Here is a 16,369-nt window from a genome sequence, read left to right on the forward strand (position 1 = left end):
TAAGGCGGTTTTCTACATAATTTTATCCTGTAAATGTTTTATACATTAATTTACATTAAACTGTCCATACGTCAGCCCTTATATAAGAGAGGGAATGAGAAAATCATGGGAAAATTATAATTCTATGCCTGATGATAGAAAACCACCAGTCTATACAATATCAGATGAAGAGAGAGAATTTATAAAAAAGGTAATGACAATCTTATGTAAAAATACAATAATTCAAAAATAAAGAAATTATTTAGTGCCAAAGTAATAAATTTGAGACGTATATTTCATAGCTTGCATCACAAGTTTAACTCAATGCGGCTTATGAAAAATGTAAGACAACTCAATAAATAGTAATTTGAAAAGGAGTAAAAATGGTTTTATTAGTAGTTGATACACAAAAGTTAATAACCAATGAAAAATTATATAAATTTGATATGTTTGTATCTAATGTTAAAGAAATAATACATGAGGCGAGGGCAAATAATATTGATGTGATATATGTACGTCATGATGATGGAATAGGAAATGAATTAACAAAAGGAACCGATGGCTTTGAAATATATGAAAAGTTTCAACCGATGAATAATGAAAAAATATTTGATAAAAAGGTTAATAGTGCTTTTAAAGGGACAGGATTATTAGAATATTTAATAGATAAGAGAGAAAAAGATATAATTATTGTAGGGCTTCAAACAGATTATTGTATTGATGCTACTATAAAATGTGGATTTGAACATGGATTTAATATTATACTTCCAGCATATACAAACACAACAGTTAATAATAAATTTATGTCAGCAGAACAAAGCTATCAATATTACAATGAATTTATGTGGAATGGCAGATATGCAGAATGTATTTCATTAGATGAAACAATTAAAAGAATGAAATAGCTAAATTTCCAATTTATTTGAAAAAAATTTAAGTATTTACATTTAACGCGAAGGATTTTTTATGAAAGAATACATAGTAGATAACATGAATAATAAGATGAGGTATCATGATTTACCTAGTAAAGATACACCAATACTATTTATTCATGGCTTAGGATGCGCTGGATCATTTGATTATCCTGAGGTAGCAGCACAAATTGATTTAATAAATCACAGACGAATATTAATAGACCTGCTTGGTAGTGGATTTAATGATAAACCAGATAACTATATATATACTATAAAAGAACATGCAAAATATTTGTATAATTTTGTACAAGATCTAAAGCTTTATAAGTTTATTATTTTTGCACATAGTTTAGGTGGAGCTGTTGCACTTGGACTTGCCAATAAATGTAAAGAAAATATCGAAACAATTATTCTTAGTGAAGCTAATTTAGATAAAAGTAGTCAAGGTTCATTAAGTTATGAATTTGGAACCTATCAAGAAGAAGATTTTGTAAATGGAATATTTGATGAAGTTATCAATGAAAATTCTAGTATAAATTCTATGTGGGCATCTACATTATCAGTTTGTTCTTCTACAGCAATTGGTAGAATTTCAAAGTCAGCAGTTGCTGGAGCAGAGCCATCATGGCGTGAAATATTATATTCATTGCAATGTAAAAGGACATTCATTTTTGGTGAAAAATCTTTAACAGATGACGAACAAATTGAGTTGGAGAGGCACATGATAAATATTGAAATTGTAAGATCAGCAGGACATTCTATGGCTTGGGAAAATCCGAAGGGATTAGCAGAAGCAATTAAGAAAGGTATTCTTTATGCACGAGGATTATAGGCTTTAAAAATAAATTAATAAATAATTCCAATTTGTAGAGTTGAGGTAACATAATTTTACTTTCAGTTTTGTCGTATCTTTCTTATATGACGAAGAAAAAGGATATTTTTCAGGACTATGATATTATTTATGTGGTTACTGAAACAGCATCATTTATTAGTGATGATGGTTGGATAAGCGTTTTTGGTGAGCCAATCATTTTCCAAGAGCCTAATAAGCTTGATAAAATGCAAGGTAGAGATGTTAATTTTAAAAATGATTATACATATTTAATGAAGTTTAAAGATGGCAATAGAATTGACTTGCACATTCAGCCTATAGAAGTACTAATAAATGAATATGGAACTGATAAGCTGACTGTTCCATTGCTTGATAAAGATAACTGTTTACCACAAATCCAAGCACCTTCTGATGAGGATTATTGGGTAAAAAAACCTACATATGGACAATATTTTAGTTGTTGCAGTAATTTTGGGTGGGTAGCACCATATTGTGCAAAAGGACTTTGGAGGGAAGAAATTCTTTTTACAATTGAAGTAATGAATAGTTATGTACGGCAAGAATTGTTAACCATGCTATATTGGTGTGTAGGTATTCAAACAGAATTTAGAGTGAGTATTGGAAAAGCAAACAAACATTTAAAAGAATATTTAAATTCAGATGTATGGACAAGGTTAATGGATACCTTTAGCATGAGTGATTATGATTCTTCGTGGAATGCATTGGTTACAACATGTGAATTGTTTACAGAGATTGCACCTGAAGTAGGTAAGGCGTTTAAATATGAATATAATTATGAAGAAACTAAAAGAAGTTTTGCATTTATAAAGCATATCAAGGAACTACCAAAAACTGCAAAAGATATCTACTAATCAAATTAAAAATTGAGCAGTATTTTTTAGCAAATTGTGAGGTGTACTTTTTTAAGTTGTGACGAAACAGTAAATTTGAACGAATTAAGATATTTAAATAACTTACATAATTATTCTAAAGGAATAGATTTGCCTCAAGGATGGGTCAGAACTTCAACATTTTGGCTAATTGATAATAATGAAGTAGTAGGAGTAGTAAGAATTAGGCATGAAGAGAAGAAGTAATAGGATTATGCTTATATTGCTCATAGAATTCTTTTGGAAAAATATAAAAAATAAAAACTTACTTGTATCAGTATTGAATATAAATATATAATTATCTATATCAATAATAGTTTTTTGTGGTAATATTTATATATAGTTAAGTAATAGAGGTAAAATCACAACTTATTTCCAAATGAATATATAATAGAATTTCCTTAACTATAAAATATAAATCAATTATGAGGAAGTGCTGAATATGTGTACAAGTTTGACACTAGAAACAACAAGTGGTCACCATTTATTTGGACGTACGATGGATCTTGCAATAGAGTTTAATCCATCAATTGATATTATTCCAAGAAATTATATATGGACTAATACTGTAGACAGACAAGAGAAAAAAACAAGATACACCTTTATAGGTATGTCAATGGGGTTAGATGAACATTCTAGTTTAGTAGATGGATTAAATGAAAAAGGATTAACGTGTGCAATGCTTTATCTTACAGGTTTTGCACAATATTCAAAGACAATAGTTGAAGGAAAAGAAAATATTGCACCACATGATTTTGTGTTCTGGGCATTATCTCAGTTTAAGGACTTAGAAGAAGTTAAAAAATCACTGCAAGACCTGGAAATTGTTGATGTGCCATCTAACTTATTAAATTTAACACCTTCGTTACACTACATCTTATCTGATAAATCTGGAAAAAGTATTGTTGTTGAGAGGACCTCTAGAGGATTGGAAGTCTTTGATAATCCAGTTGGAGTTATGACTAATAGTCCAGATTTTCAATGGCATTTAAATAATTTAAATCAGTATATAGGGATAAGATCAAGACAATTTGATAAAGTTACGTGGGGTAATCTAGAATTATCTTCATTTACCAACGGTTCAGGTGCATTTGGATTACCAGGAGATTTTACTTCAGCTTCCAGGTTTACTAGAGCAGTATATTTAAAAAATAATTTAACACATATTGATACTGAGCTTGAAGGTATTAATGGTATGTTTCATATTCTTTCTAATTGTCAAGTACCTAAAGGTGCAGTTATAACATCTGATGGGAAAGAGCACAGTACAATATATACCAGCGCAATGTGTGGTGAATCAGGTACATATTATTACTATGCATATGATAATGCTCAGGTTTCAGCTATAAATTTGTTTAATGAAGATTTAAATACTGTTAGTGTTAAATCTTATCCATTTAGAAACAAGCCAATAATTTATATGGAAAATTAATTTAAAAAGAGCTACATTCCCAAAAAATCACTCATCATTTGGTATAATTACAGGTATTTTATATGTAATATCATTTCTAGCTTATATGAATATAAATGTTAATCATTTTTGGCGAATATTATATTTTATTGTAGTTGGATTTTCTGATGAGTTTATGTTTAGTAGCAAATACACATTATACTAAATTATAAGAAAGCAGGATAATAAACATGATAAAAATAGTAGCAAGCAGCATAATCAAGGAAGGTCAAAAAGAAAAGTACCTTCAATTGACAAAAGAACTAATTGAAAAGAGTAGACAAGAAGTAGGCTGTATTTCCTACGGCCTATTTCAAGATATAAATGATGATTCAATACTTGCATTCATAGAAGAATGGCAGGACGCTGAAGCAGTTCAGCAGCATAATAATAGCGAGCATTTTAAAAGAATAGTCCCTGTATTGGCAGAACTTCTTATAGGAACAGGTGAAATTAATATTTATAAAGAAATATAAGATAGCTTCTCTTTACATTACTTTAATCCATCTCACATAGAAATCATAGTACATTTCTCATATTTTTATATAATTTTTCATCTAATAGGGGTAGTATAGCAATGCTGTCACCAGGGGCAAAGTATATATTATAATTTGGATTTAAATCTATATTTTAAATATAAAAAAAGGCATTACTGCCTTTTGGTGGTTGATGAACAATAATTCAACCTTATAAATTAGAATTATCCAATTACTATTTTATCCTGTTGTGCTAGTTAAATTCTGGAACCATTGAAAAGAATGACTTAAATTTTTACAAAGTAGAAAGTTCTATCATAAAAAAGCAACTATTTTCAATACGATGAATCAACTAGCACAATACGTTATTATAGGAATTGATAATTAACAATCTATTATAAATATATAATTCAATATAACTTTTTTGGAGGTAATAATATGACTGAACTTGAAAATTTTATTTTGGAAGGTAATATCAAAACATTACTCTTTAAGTTTTCTCTTCCTGCCATAAGTGTATTTTTAGCTAATGTATTATATAATCTTATTGATGCAATTTTTATAGGTAATCAGGCTAATGGTAGCTTAGGAATTGCAGCTTTAACTATAGTCTTTCCTATTCAACAAATAATACTGGCTCTTTCTCAAATGATCGGAGTTGGAATTGCTTCTATAATTTCTAGAAGTCTTGGAGCCGGAAATAAACTAAGAGCAGAAAAGGCTGTGGGTACTGCATTAACATCCTCTGTTCTATTAGGAATTTTAATTATGGTTATAGGACTGGCTTTCATAAGACCTATATTGTATATTTTTGGTTCCTTGGAAACCATACTACCCTATGCTGTAACATTCTTTAGAATTACTTTATATTGCAGTGTTTTTTTCGTTTTTAGTATTGTTTCCAATAGCATCATACAATCAGAAGGGCATGCTAATATTGCTATGATAAGCATGATAATAGGACCTGTAATTAATATTCCGTTAGATTACATATTGGTTACAAGACTTAAATATGGGATAAAAGGAGCTGCCATTGCTACAGACATTTCCCAAATAATATGTTTCATATTTTTATTGGTATACATCTGTTTTAATAGTAAAATTTTAGGAGTAAAAGTTAAAAATTTAGTAATTAATATAAAGTTATTAAAGGAAGCGATTTCCTTAGGAGTATCCACGTTTATGACTCAACTGGCTTATGGAATTGTAGCCATAGTATTAAATAATTCAATAAGAATTTATGGAGGATCTGACTTATATATTTCTGCAATTGGTATATATAATCGTATATTCGGGTTTATTACCGTTTCTATGTATGGAATTAGACAAGCTCTTCAGCCTATTATAGGATTTAATTATGGTGCTAAAAAATTCAATAGAGTAAAACAAAGCTTAAAGCTTGGAATTTTAACATCAGTTGTAATTTCATTGGGATTTTTAGTTATAATTATTAGTTTTACAAATAAAATAGCGGGTGTTTTTACATCTAATAATGAATTAATAGCATTGACGGTTCCTATTTTAAGAGTACTGATACTTATGAGTCCTTTAGTAGGTGTTCAAGTAATTGCTGCAAGTTTTTTTCAGTATATTGGCAAACCTAAGCCTGCATTATTTTTATCAATAATGAAACCATTTTTATTTTTAATACCATTAATGTTAATCATCCCAATATTTCTTAAAGTCACTGGTGTTTTTGTATCTGTTCCATTATCTGATTTTTTTACTGCAATGATATCTTTAATTTTTATATATCGTGAGATAAAAAAGATGAATGAATTAAACGTAATTCAAGGAAAAAATAAAAATGCACGTGTTTAGGAGAATTTTGAAGCTAATAACATAAATGAAAATAGCAGACAAATATAAGAATTTATTTGAGAATATAATTTAAACTCAACATTTGTTTTCTTTGCCTCCTTTAAAGAATGAATAACTCCTTTATTACAAAATTACTACGTTTTAAAATAGAAAGCAAACCATTTTTTAAAATTGTTAAATTTCAATATATCTTATATCTGGTGAAACTATCATTTGCTCAGCATATCCTTCTGAGGCTAATATAGCATTAAACATTTTATTTCTGATTTCAGATTCGTTTATGGTATTACTTGTATATGCAGTTAAATTGTAGAGATGATTAGTATTATAATCTGCTTATACATAGAATTGGGGGATGAGATAAAAAGGTATACGCAATTGAACAGAAGGATGGATTAATAAATGTTTATATTTATACCTTATTTGAAGGGTATGTATTTTCTAATGGAAAATTTGGTTCTTTATCTTCTGGAACAAATCCAGCACTCATTGTGTTAAGGAAAAATAAGGGTAAATTTAATGTTGTTAAATTTCAACAGCCCAAAGACGGAACTGATGAATATGTATCATCCATAAAAAAGATGTTTCCACGTAAATATGCAAAGGAAGCTATGGGTGATGCAGGCCGTGATTTAGGATTAGAAAAACAAATAAAATTAAAAGCTAAAGAATGGTTAAAGGCACAAGGAAGGACTGAATCACTTTCAGAAGAATAAAACTCTGTATATCATATTTTATTTTAAACGCTTTTATAAAAAGCATAATTATAAATAGTGCGATTCTAATTATATTAAGTTTGTGTAGATCGATTCTAACATGGCATGTCATAGATAAACAATATAAAAGAGAAACTGCTGAGCAAACAAAATTATGATAATTTCAAGTATAGAGTGTTTCGTTCAATTCTTAACTTGTTTCACAAGTGTAGATTATAGCGAAGTAAAATTTATTTTTTGAAGGTGAGATATGAAGATGAAAGATTATAATGTTGTGAAAAATGATTTTAATGAAATTTCACAACTTGATGAATCAAGATGGAATCATAATAATTGTTATTTTAAGCACCTCATAAAGCTTGTACCCAATACAGTTGAAACTTGCCTTGAAATAGGTTGTGGCAAAGGTGAACTTTCGTTTATGTTGTCAAAGAAATCCCAAAAAGTAATTGCAGTTGACCTTGCAGACAAGATGATTGAAAGGGCAAAAGTTTTATATCCGAATAAGAATATCGAGTATGTTTGTGGAAATATTCTCGATATGAAATTTGAAAATAACAGTCTTGATGTTATTATAACAACGGCAACAGCACATCATTTGCCTTATGCGTGGCTTCTATGTTTGGCAAAGGATAAACTAAAAGAAGGTGGTAAACTTATTATATTAGATCTTGTAAAAGCAAAGTCATTAGGTGATTATATTATATGGGGTAGTGCTTCTATCCCTGATATTGTAATGAACTTAATAAAAAACGGTAGGTTGAAAAAAGATGATGCCCATTCAAAAGAAGTTTGGGAGAGGCATGGTAAACATGACACGTATATGACAATGGATGAGATAAAAGCATTAGCACAAAAACATATCCCTACAGCAAAAGTTAAACGCAAACTTTTTTGGAGATATTCATTAGTATGGCAAAAATAGTTGGAAAACAAGTATATTCTGCAAATTTAAGTCACAATTCTTAACTTGCGTCACAAGTGTAAATAGAAGCAAAGTAAAGAAAATATCTTATATAAAAGGAGCACCATATTATGATTGATTTATACAATGGTATTTGTGAACTTTTTAAGAAAAATTCTGATATCTTATATGGTATTTCTAATATAAGCTTTAGTGAATATAAATCAGATTATAAATGTGCATTAGTTTTTGCTACTCCTCATACAGAATTATTGAGTATAAATAATTACAAAGAAGAGAAATTTGAAAGTTTAATATGTGAAGCGCAAGATCATATCAATTTATTATTAGAAAAGATTACTACCCTATTAAACAAATATAAAATTCAATATTACATACCACCTGTTGCACAGTCAAGTGAAGAGAAACTCATTGCGCCATTTTCATTTAAATTTGCAAGCATCAATGCAGGTTTAGGGTGGATAGGCAAAAATGATGTTTTGATTACAGAAAGATATGGGCCAAGGATAAGATTATCTGCAATATTAATTAATTATGACTTACCGCTAGAGAAACCTGTTACAATAAGTAAATGCCCACTTGAGTGTAATATATGCGTTAAAGCTTGCCCTCATAATGCATTAACTGGTTCTCAATGGAATATAAGGACAAAACGTGAAGAATTAATTAACTATAAATTATGCAATCAGAAAAGAAGCCTTTATTTAAAAATACATAACAGAAAACATTCTTGTGGATTATGTATGGTATCATGTCCTTTTGCAATATAAAATATCTTAAGAGTTGCTTTATTCTTATTTATGTTACTATTTATATATATGCAATTTACGACGATTTAACTTAAAGTGAAGGAGAATTTTACATTATGACTATTTATATTGCACTATTAAGGGGCATTAATGTAGGTGGAAAGAATAGTATTAAGATGGTGGAATTGAAACGAGTATTTGAATCGATTGGATTTTGTGAGGTAAAAACATATATTCAAAGTGGAAATATTCTATTCAAATCAAATGAAAGGGAAGAACTAGTGTGCAATAGAATTGAGCAGGAAATTGAGAAAGTCTTCGGATTATCCGTTAGGGTTGTTTTAAGAACAGCTGAAGAATTACAATTGATTGTTAAGAACTGTCCTTTTTCAAAGGAAGAAATATTGCAAGCAGAATTATTGTCTCAAACAGAGAGCCTATATGTGGCTTTTCTATCTAATCTTCCTCTTCAAGAAAAGGTTGAATGCTTAAATACTTATAAAAGTGAAAAGGATGAGTTTCGAATGGAGGGAAGAGAGATTTTCCTTTTATGTTATGATAGTATTAGAAAGTCCAAGATTGCTAGCAATCTTCAGAAATTGGGTGTCTCTTCAACTGTACGTAATTGGAAAACAATAAACAAGCTCGTCGAGCTGGCAAAGGCTATGGAAATTTAAGGAGAAATAGATGATCATAATTATTTATGACGGGTTATTCTCAACTTGTATTATAGGTATAGGTTATTACGGAACATTATTTTATAATATAAAATTGTAACTCTGCAATAATATACTATATGCTATTTAAGCTTAGATGTATAATTTATGAGAATACTTTGAAAGGAGCTTGATTCATGAATATTACATCTTTTCTTATTTACTGTATTATTGTTACAGTTACTCCAGGGCCTACGAATATTGTAATATTGTCTACAGTAAATAATTTTGGCACAAAAAAAGCAATGGAATATACATATGGAGCAACTGTTGCATTTGGTTTATTACTTGTTATTTCAGCTATGTTAAATACTGTGCTTATGGCGGTAATACCCCGAATTTTGCCTATTATGCAGATAATCGGGAGCTTTTATATTATCTATCTTGCTTATCAAATATACAAAATGGATACATCAAAATCAATTGAAAAACAAACTGCTACCTTTATGTCTGGCTTCCTTATGCAGTTTATAAATCCAAAGGTCGTACTGTTTACAATGACAGTAATTCCAAGCTTTGTTATGCCATACTACACTGCACCGTCTACTTTGGCCATATTTGTTACATGTATAGCAATTATTGGATTTATGGCATTTATTACATGGGTACTTTTTGGTACAATCTTTAAGGAATTTTTTCAGAAACATCAAAAGACTGTTAATATAATTATGGCATTATTTTTAGTTTACTCTGCAATAATGGTATCTGGTGTGAGTGAGCTAATTAAGAGGTGATTTATATGGATAAGTTTATATATAAAAAATCAGCAGGTATTACTGTGTTGTCAGCAAGTTTTGCTAATTTTAAATATAAAAAGCACGCTCACAAGGAATATGCAATAGGTGTAACATTGCGTGGTATTCAGCAATATAACTTGGAGGGAAGTTTTCAATCATCATATAAAAATGGCATTATGCTTTTTAATCCAGAACAGCCCCATGATGGAATGGCACATGATGAGGCAGGTATTGATTATGTTATGCTATATATTGAGCCAACATTATTTTTGGAGATTCTTGAAAAAAAGAATATAGTTAGTTTTTCTTCTCCTATTGTGTATAATTACAGACTTGAACAACGAATATTAGATCTTTCTAATGCAATATTAAGAGAAAAAGATGAAGCATTATGTAGTGAATTACTTTTATCTCTTGCAGATAGCTTTACTCAAACTAATCTTTGTAGAAGTTACAAGAAAGATAATGCTCTGATTGTAAAAGCAAAGGATATGATTTGCTGCAGCTTAAAAAACGTATTGAGACTTGATGACATTTGTAAAGAGCTTGATATGTCAAAATTTAAGTTTATCAGATTATTTAAAGCTAATACTGGAATCTCACCATACCAGTATTTTCTTAACTATAAGGTAGAATTTGCAAAGAAGTTAATAGAGAAAAATAGAGATGTTTATTCAGCAGTGGCAGAATGTGGCTTTGTTGATTTAACGCATTTAAATAAACATTTTAAAAGTATATATGGAATAACAACATTTGAATATATGTCACACTTAAATTGAGGAGGAGTTTTTAAGGTGGAATTTGTTAACAAGATAGTAGTTATAATTAGAGATGACCTTTTGGTATGGCAAAAACTAAATGTTACAGCATTTTTAATGAGCGGAATTGGAGGGACTCAAAATATTATTGGAGAGCCTTATGTTGATGGTGACGGGGTAGCTTACCTACCGATGTCACAACAACCCATTATGATTTATTCCGCAAGTAACCAGGAATTGAAAGAGGTACTGAAAAAGGCCCTTACTAAAGAAGTTAAGATGACTATCTATACCGAAGAAATTTTTAAGACCTATAATGATAAGGACAATCTTTCAAAGGTTGCAGAGTATAAAACTGATGACCTAAACCTTGTAGGTATTGGCATGATAGGCAAGAAGAATCATATTGATAGGCTGACAAAAAGACTTAAACTACACCACTAGATAAGTAGAGCATTATAATGCCCATGGATACATATTTTTCTTATATTGTAAAATAAGTATATGTTCATTTCAAATAGGGGTGGTTATAATATATTTACGGATTTATCATATACAACTTTTAGTTGGGTACAAGTGCAAAAGGTAGTATATATTGCACAATTGTAATTTTTTATATAATAAATTGGAGGCAGGATGGAGTGTTTTCAAATGTATACTCGGTTCCTGCCATTTACTTGCATTTAGAGATATCATGTAGTTATATGGATGTATTCATTGGGATAAGGTTGCACTTTAAAATGGAGAAATTAAATTTGTACCAGGTACAGCGGCAAACATTCTATTAGAAGTAAATTTTTCACCATCCCAGGAGAGCATGTTTTCAATAAATCCTAGAGTATCGCTGTTAGTGGTACCAATAATACGTTGGAAGGCGAGTAAATCAAAAGTGTTATTTTTTTCGTCATTTACCATTGGGACCAATGAACTTATGGCAAGGACCTCTCCATGTACAGGTTCCTTTAATTTATCGTTTTCAGCATAATATTGAGATAAATAATCATGACCCTTGTAGCTTATGTCTAGTATAAAAAGCTTGTTTAGCATGACATTACTTACATCAACCTTATAGAGGTCAGCATAATCTACTTTATACTTAAATTCTGTGTTGTATTTGTCAAAATTAAAGATTTCTTTAAGTTCATTATTTTTAAAGGAATAAATGTAGTAGTAACCATACCCGCCGCTTCCACCTGAATCAATGCTTACTTTTATGTCATCTACATTATCCTTTGTAAAGTCACCAAGGAACAATCTAGGGTTATAGCCTGAATTAAATTCAGGAGTGAAGGTTTTTGTTTTGTTTCTGCGTCCATCCTCGATTACAACAGTAATGTTGTCGGTAAAGATTCCAGTTGCACCATCTGGTTTATTTCCATAGAGAAATACTTTGTCTAGTATACCGTCTCCATTTACATCACCAATTTTCACATCAAGTAGATATGTTTTTTGACGAAGAAAGTTTGTATTAGCATATTTTTTAGGAAGGGTGATATCATAGTTTGAAAAAGTCCCCCAGTTTTCTAATTTATTATATTTCGGGATAGATGACATAAAGTAAACTATTATTGATTCATTATCCAGTTCAGGATGTGCTCTAAAGAATTTTCTATCGCCATATCTAATAGCCTCTAGAGCAAAGGGTAATTCCCGTCTAAAGATCTTATTTCTTATGGCTGCTTTAGCAGGGCCCAATTTTCCATCAACATATAAATAAATGTAACAAAAGTATTGATTTTTAGCTTTAACCCATTCACCAAGAACTTCGTCTCTCGCAGCATTAATCTTATCATAAGCATATGTTAAGCCCATATTTAAAAAAAGTTCTGCAGTTATATCAGAATGAGTAAGAGTATAGCGTCTTGGTATAATAGGCTCGGTAACCGTAACCCCTTCTCTAAATTCCACTGAAAGTTTTTCAGGGTTTAGTCTGCTCATTCAATCCACTCCTGTAATAGTATTCCAATAGAAACATTATATGATAGTTAAAGCAATAGGGTGATAAACTGCAGGATTCACTTTTTATACAGGAACAAATAGGAGGGACAAGAGCAGAGCGGGAATAATTTATCCGAATGCTACCATTGCTAACACCCCCATCGCACTCTGTGAAAGCGATTCACACAAAATTAAAAATTTTGGTTCTCTGCTTTTCTATCAAAGTGGGGGATAAGAGGTGGTACGCACCTGGATAAGTTCTTCTCCTAAAGGATAACGTATTCTAAGTGCTAAAGACACTAAGAATACTGTTAATAAGATTCAAAAGGAGATAAGTATTTCTCATAAGCAAACTCCACCTGAAACTAAGAATCACTTGATTAATGGTCTTAACAGGACAGTATATTTTTGCCATATTATAAAATTGTATATAATATTATGTATATCCTAAAAAAACAAAATAGTTTTAATAAAGAAATAATTTTAGCATATATTTTATTAGAAGCATTTTTATATTTATAAAGTTTAGGAGGATAGCATTAATGAAAGAACAAGTACTAAGTATATTAATTCAACTTATTTTAGGTGTAGTTGGAATTATAGCAGGCTATGTACTTAAGAAGATTTCAAATGCATTAGAATTACAAAAGCAGTCTAGTATAGCAAAAAAGGGTGCATATAACTATAAGCATGCTCTTAATATGGCAAAAGGACTGTACTATGTGTTAGAAGATGAGTTTAGTTCTCTAAAAAAATCAGGGAATGGCAAAAAAAGTGAAATGGAAAAAAGGTTGTTAGAAGTAATACCAAGCCTTACACAGAATGAATTGGATGCTATAAATAAAGAGGTGTGCTGTGTTGTCAAACCATTAGTGCAGCCCGTGGAGATAGAGCAGGTGACTACAGAAAATACAGTAAACGATAAAATAACTTAGAACAACTTATCTAGGCGGATAGCAGTGCTTATTTCTAGCTTCAAAGAAGATGGGAGTATTAGCTAATTACTGCCTTTGGATAAAACAAATAAAACCTAGGGCCATAAATAAAATGTACCCTATCAGATAGACACTTGAAAAAAGTCTACTCGATAGGGTATTTTTATTATAATGAAACAGATAAAGTAGGAGTGGATAAGATGAGTAATAAGATATTTTCAGAAGAAGAAATTGAAATACTGTCAAACAATACCTATGTTAAGCACGTAAGTGAGAAAGGAATTACTTATACCGATGAATTTAAGCATATTTTCGTAAGTGAGAATGAAAAAGGAAAGTTTCCGAGACAAATATTTGAAGAATGTGGTTTTGATATAAGTATTTTAGGAATGGAACGTGTAAAATCATCAGGTAAAAGATGGCGTGCTGCATATAGAAAACAAGGAGTACTTGGACTTAAAGATACTAGAAAAGAGAATTCAGGGAGACCTAGAGAGAAGGAACGTACATTACAAGAGAAGTATGAACGTTTAATGGCGCAGAATAGATTATTGAAAGCTGAGAATGAACTGCTAAAAAAAATCGATATGTTGGAAAGGAGGATGATAAAAAAGAAGTAAGATTAATATCAGCGCAAAAATTTCAGCTTATCAAATCAATAGTTAATAAGTATAAATTGAGGAATATGATTAGTTATTTATGTGAGATTGCAGAAGTATCGCGTTCGGGATATTATAATTATTTCTCGTCAAAATCTCAGCAGGCAAGACAAAACCGTGATATGGAAGATGATTCGGTTAGGGATATCATTTTGAAGGCATTTAACTTTAAGATGCGTAAAAAAGGTGCAAGACAAATCAAGATGACACTAGAAGGTCATTTTGGAATCTTATATAATTTGAAACGCATCCGAAGGATTATGAAAAAATATAACATTGTTTGTCCTATTAGGAGGGCAAATCCTTATAGAAGAATGATGAAGGCAACTAAGGAACATAGAGTGCTTCCTAACTTGTTAAATAGAAAATTCAAACAGAATGTACCTGGTAAGGTACTTCTTACAGACATAACCTATTTGTTTTACGGTAATGGCAGAAAATCTTACTTATCAACAGTTAAAGATGGCTCAACCAATGAGATTTTAGCATACCATCTTTCTGACAAGATAACCCTAGATATAGTAACAGACACAATACATAAGTTAATGAGCAATAGACAAGTAAAGTTAGCTAAGGATGCATTCATCCATTCAGATCAAGGTGCTCATTACACAAGTCCTGTCTTTCAGAACCTAGTTAAAAGCTATAAGTTAAACCAGTCTATGTCTAGACGAGGTAATTGCTGGGATAATGCTCCACAGGAGTCTTTTTTCGGTAACTTTAAAGATGAAGCTCTCATAAAATCTTGCCAATCCTTAGATGCGCTTAAACAAGAGATAGACGAGTATATGCTCTACTATAACAACTATAGATATCAGTGGGGATTAAAAAAGATGACCCCTGTTCAATACAGAAATCATCTTCTTAATTTAGCCTAGTCTTTTTTTATTGCCCTTGACAAAGGGGTACATTTCAAAATGTTCTAGGTTTTATTATTTACATAATAAATTTTATTATATATAAAATTATAAAGATTATATATTTTATAAAAATTATCAATTTATATTTCGTATTGTCTTTGATTATGCAAGAATATATTAATTTTATTTTTAAAAATCTATTTTTTCTTTAAGAGATGTTATAAATTTGAATCTTCATTTTCAATATTTACTTTAAGGGTTTCTTCTACGTATATACTATCTAAATCGATTTTTTCATTTTTAATAAAGAATTCAGCTAATCTATGTATTGTGGTATCCCCATACATAGGTACATTTTCTTCACTTTCCAAAATATATTTTATATTTTGTGTAGTAGGGTTTACAAATTTTTTAATTCCCCAAAGTTTACAATAGTTTGTAGAATGCTTATCCTGTTTTATGTCTACATTGGCAGTGTTGTTATCATATACAAAAGTATGTTCTTCATCTGATATTCTAATTTTCATAGTCAATATTTCTCCTTTCATTATTTTTTATATATTTATTGCATACCAAATATTAAAGAAAGTCAATACATTTTAATTATTTAAAGAAATTTTTTAAATAAATACTCTTGATAAAGTAAGAGATAATTTTATAATACATTAGTATATGTAATATGTTATGCAACTATTGTATTATTTAGTATTATAAATGCTTATAATGCTAATAATATTTTTAAAAGCAGTAAATAATATTAAATATAAATTATAGTTTTTGGTGATAAAAAAATTTTCGAGCAAAATTAGTCGAAAAAAATAAATATGACAAAAAATACTTTAAAAAATGTTGACACTAATAAAAAAGTATGATATCCTAAAAAGGCCGTCGAAGAAGATGGTAGAATGATCCTTGAAAATTAAACAGAATAAGAAGAATAGGTAAACTTATTTATAAGAATAAACCAGCAATTCTTTTGAGCTGCGAAAGCAGTAAAGAAAGTAATTTCGTAAT

At 29.8% G+C, this 16,369-nt stretch carries 18 protein-coding genes and 1 pseudogene; 17 read left to right on the top strand and 2 right to left on the bottom strand.

The features are described 5' to 3' along the window. Window positions 1–94 precede the first annotated feature (94 nt). From ACJDU8_RS23365 to ACJDU8_RS23435, 15 genes are all read left to right on the top strand, one after another. Window positions 95–232 carry a hypothetical protein gene (locus ACJDU8_RS23365; protein ID WP_406794588.1) on the top strand — a complete coding sequence of 46 codons (138 nt, stop codon included), beginning with the start codon at window positions 95–97 and terminating at the stop codon, window positions 230–232. A gap of 130 nt (window positions 233–362) precedes the next feature. Further along, on the top strand, window positions 363–884 hold the full coding sequence (locus ACJDU8_RS23370; protein ID WP_406794589.1) for a cysteine hydrolase family protein: 522 nt from the start codon (window positions 363–365) through the stop codon (window positions 882–884). A 61-nt stretch (window positions 885–945) separates the two neighbouring features. Then, a complete protein-coding gene (locus ACJDU8_RS23375) occupies window positions 946–1,725 on the top strand; it encodes an alpha/beta fold hydrolase (protein ID WP_406794590.1) in 780 nt (259 codons plus the stop codon). A gap of 86 nt (window positions 1,726–1,811) precedes the next feature. After that, entirely contained in the window at window positions 1,812–2,597 is a 786-nt protein-coding gene (locus ACJDU8_RS23380) for an aminoglycoside 6-adenylyltransferase (protein ID WP_406794591.1), read from the top strand. A gap of 75 nt (window positions 2,598–2,672) precedes the next feature. Beyond that, window positions 2,673–2,822 (top strand): hypothetical protein, encoded by a 150-nt coding sequence (locus ACJDU8_RS23385; protein ID WP_406794592.1) that lies wholly within the window; start codon window positions 2,673–2,675, stop codon window positions 2,820–2,822. A 235-nt stretch (window positions 2,823–3,057) separates the two neighbouring features. Beyond that, complete coding sequence (locus tag ACJDU8_RS23390) at window positions 3,058–4,047, top strand: choloylglycine hydrolase family protein (protein WP_406794593.1); 990 nt, start codon at window positions 3,058–3,060, stop codon at window positions 4,045–4,047. 209 nt (window positions 4,048–4,256) lie between these two features. Further along, window positions 4,257–4,541, top strand: a complete 285-nt coding sequence (locus tag ACJDU8_RS23395; RefSeq protein ID WP_406794594.1) for a putative quinol monooxygenase — start codon at window positions 4,257–4,259, stop codon at window positions 4,539–4,541. A 438-nt stretch (window positions 4,542–4,979) separates the two neighbouring features. Further along, window positions 4,980–6,362, top strand: coding sequence for an MATE family efflux transporter (locus tag ACJDU8_RS23400; RefSeq protein WP_406794595.1), 1,383 nt, complete (start codon window positions 4,980–4,982; stop codon window positions 6,360–6,362). Between the two features lie 491 nt (window positions 6,363–6,853). Continuing rightward, entirely contained in the window at window positions 6,854–7,078 is a 225-nt protein-coding gene (locus ACJDU8_RS23405; RefSeq protein WP_406794596.1) for a hypothetical protein, read from the top strand. 250 nt (window positions 7,079–7,328) lie between these two features. Continuing rightward, the gene (locus ACJDU8_RS23410; RefSeq protein WP_406794597.1) at window positions 7,329–8,003 is read left to right on the top strand and encodes a class I SAM-dependent methyltransferase; all 675 of its coding nucleotides are present in this window, start codon (window positions 7,329–7,331) and stop codon (window positions 8,001–8,003) included. 110 nt (window positions 8,004–8,113) lie between these two features. Further along, window positions 8,114–8,773, top strand: coding sequence for a 4Fe-4S double cluster binding domain-containing protein (locus ACJDU8_RS23415; RefSeq protein ID WP_406794598.1), 660 nt, complete (start codon window positions 8,114–8,116; stop codon window positions 8,771–8,773). A 95-nt stretch (window positions 8,774–8,868) separates the two neighbouring features. Then, on the top strand, window positions 8,869–9,429 hold the full coding sequence (locus ACJDU8_RS23420) for a DUF1697 domain-containing protein (protein ID WP_406794599.1): 561 nt from the start codon (window positions 8,869–8,871) through the stop codon (window positions 9,427–9,429). Between the two features lie 176 nt (window positions 9,430–9,605). Continuing rightward, window positions 9,606–10,202, top strand: a complete 597-nt coding sequence (locus ACJDU8_RS23425) for a LysE family translocator (RefSeq protein WP_406794600.1) — start codon at window positions 9,606–9,608, stop codon at window positions 10,200–10,202. Between the two features lie 5 nt (window positions 10,203–10,207). Beyond that, a complete protein-coding gene (locus ACJDU8_RS23430; protein WP_406794601.1) occupies window positions 10,208–10,984 on the top strand; it encodes an AraC family transcriptional regulator in 777 nt (258 codons plus the stop codon). 15 nt (window positions 10,985–10,999) lie between these two features. Next, a complete protein-coding gene (locus ACJDU8_RS23435; RefSeq protein ID WP_406794602.1) occupies window positions 11,000–11,407 on the top strand; it encodes a DUF2000 family protein in 408 nt (135 codons plus the stop codon). A 1,047-nt stretch (window positions 11,408–12,454) separates the two neighbouring features. Here the strand turns inward: ACJDU8_RS23435 and ACJDU8_RS23440 are convergent. Next, window positions 12,455–12,901, bottom strand: a pseudogene (locus tag ACJDU8_RS23440) (staygreen family protein); the annotation flags it as partial. A gap of 542 nt (window positions 12,902–13,443) precedes the next feature. Between ACJDU8_RS23440 and ACJDU8_RS23445 the strand changes: the two are divergent. Further along, complete coding sequence (locus ACJDU8_RS23445; RefSeq protein WP_406794603.1) at window positions 13,444–13,836, top strand: hypothetical protein; 393 nt, start codon at window positions 13,444–13,446, stop codon at window positions 13,834–13,836. 200 nt (window positions 13,837–14,036) lie between these two features. Beyond that, a protein-coding gene (locus tag ACJDU8_RS23450; protein ID WP_406794604.1) for an IS3 family transposase occupies window positions 14,037–15,373 on the top strand; the annotation gives its coding sequence in 2 pieces (ribosomal slippage) (window positions 14,037–14,418 and window positions 14,418–15,373; 1,338 coding nt in all). Window positions 15,374–15,573: 200 nt separating this feature from the next. Here the strand turns inward: ACJDU8_RS23450 and ACJDU8_RS23455 are convergent. Continuing rightward, a complete protein-coding gene (locus tag ACJDU8_RS23455; protein ID WP_406794605.1) occupies window positions 15,574–15,882 on the bottom strand; it encodes a hypothetical protein in 309 nt (102 codons plus the stop codon). Between the last annotated feature and the right edge of the window lie 487 nt (window positions 15,883–16,369).

Source organism: Candidatus Clostridium eludens (assembly GCF_045310515.1).
GTDB classification, from domain to species: Bacteria; Bacillota; Clostridia; order Clostridiales; family Clostridiaceae; genus Clostridium_B; species Clostridium_B eludens.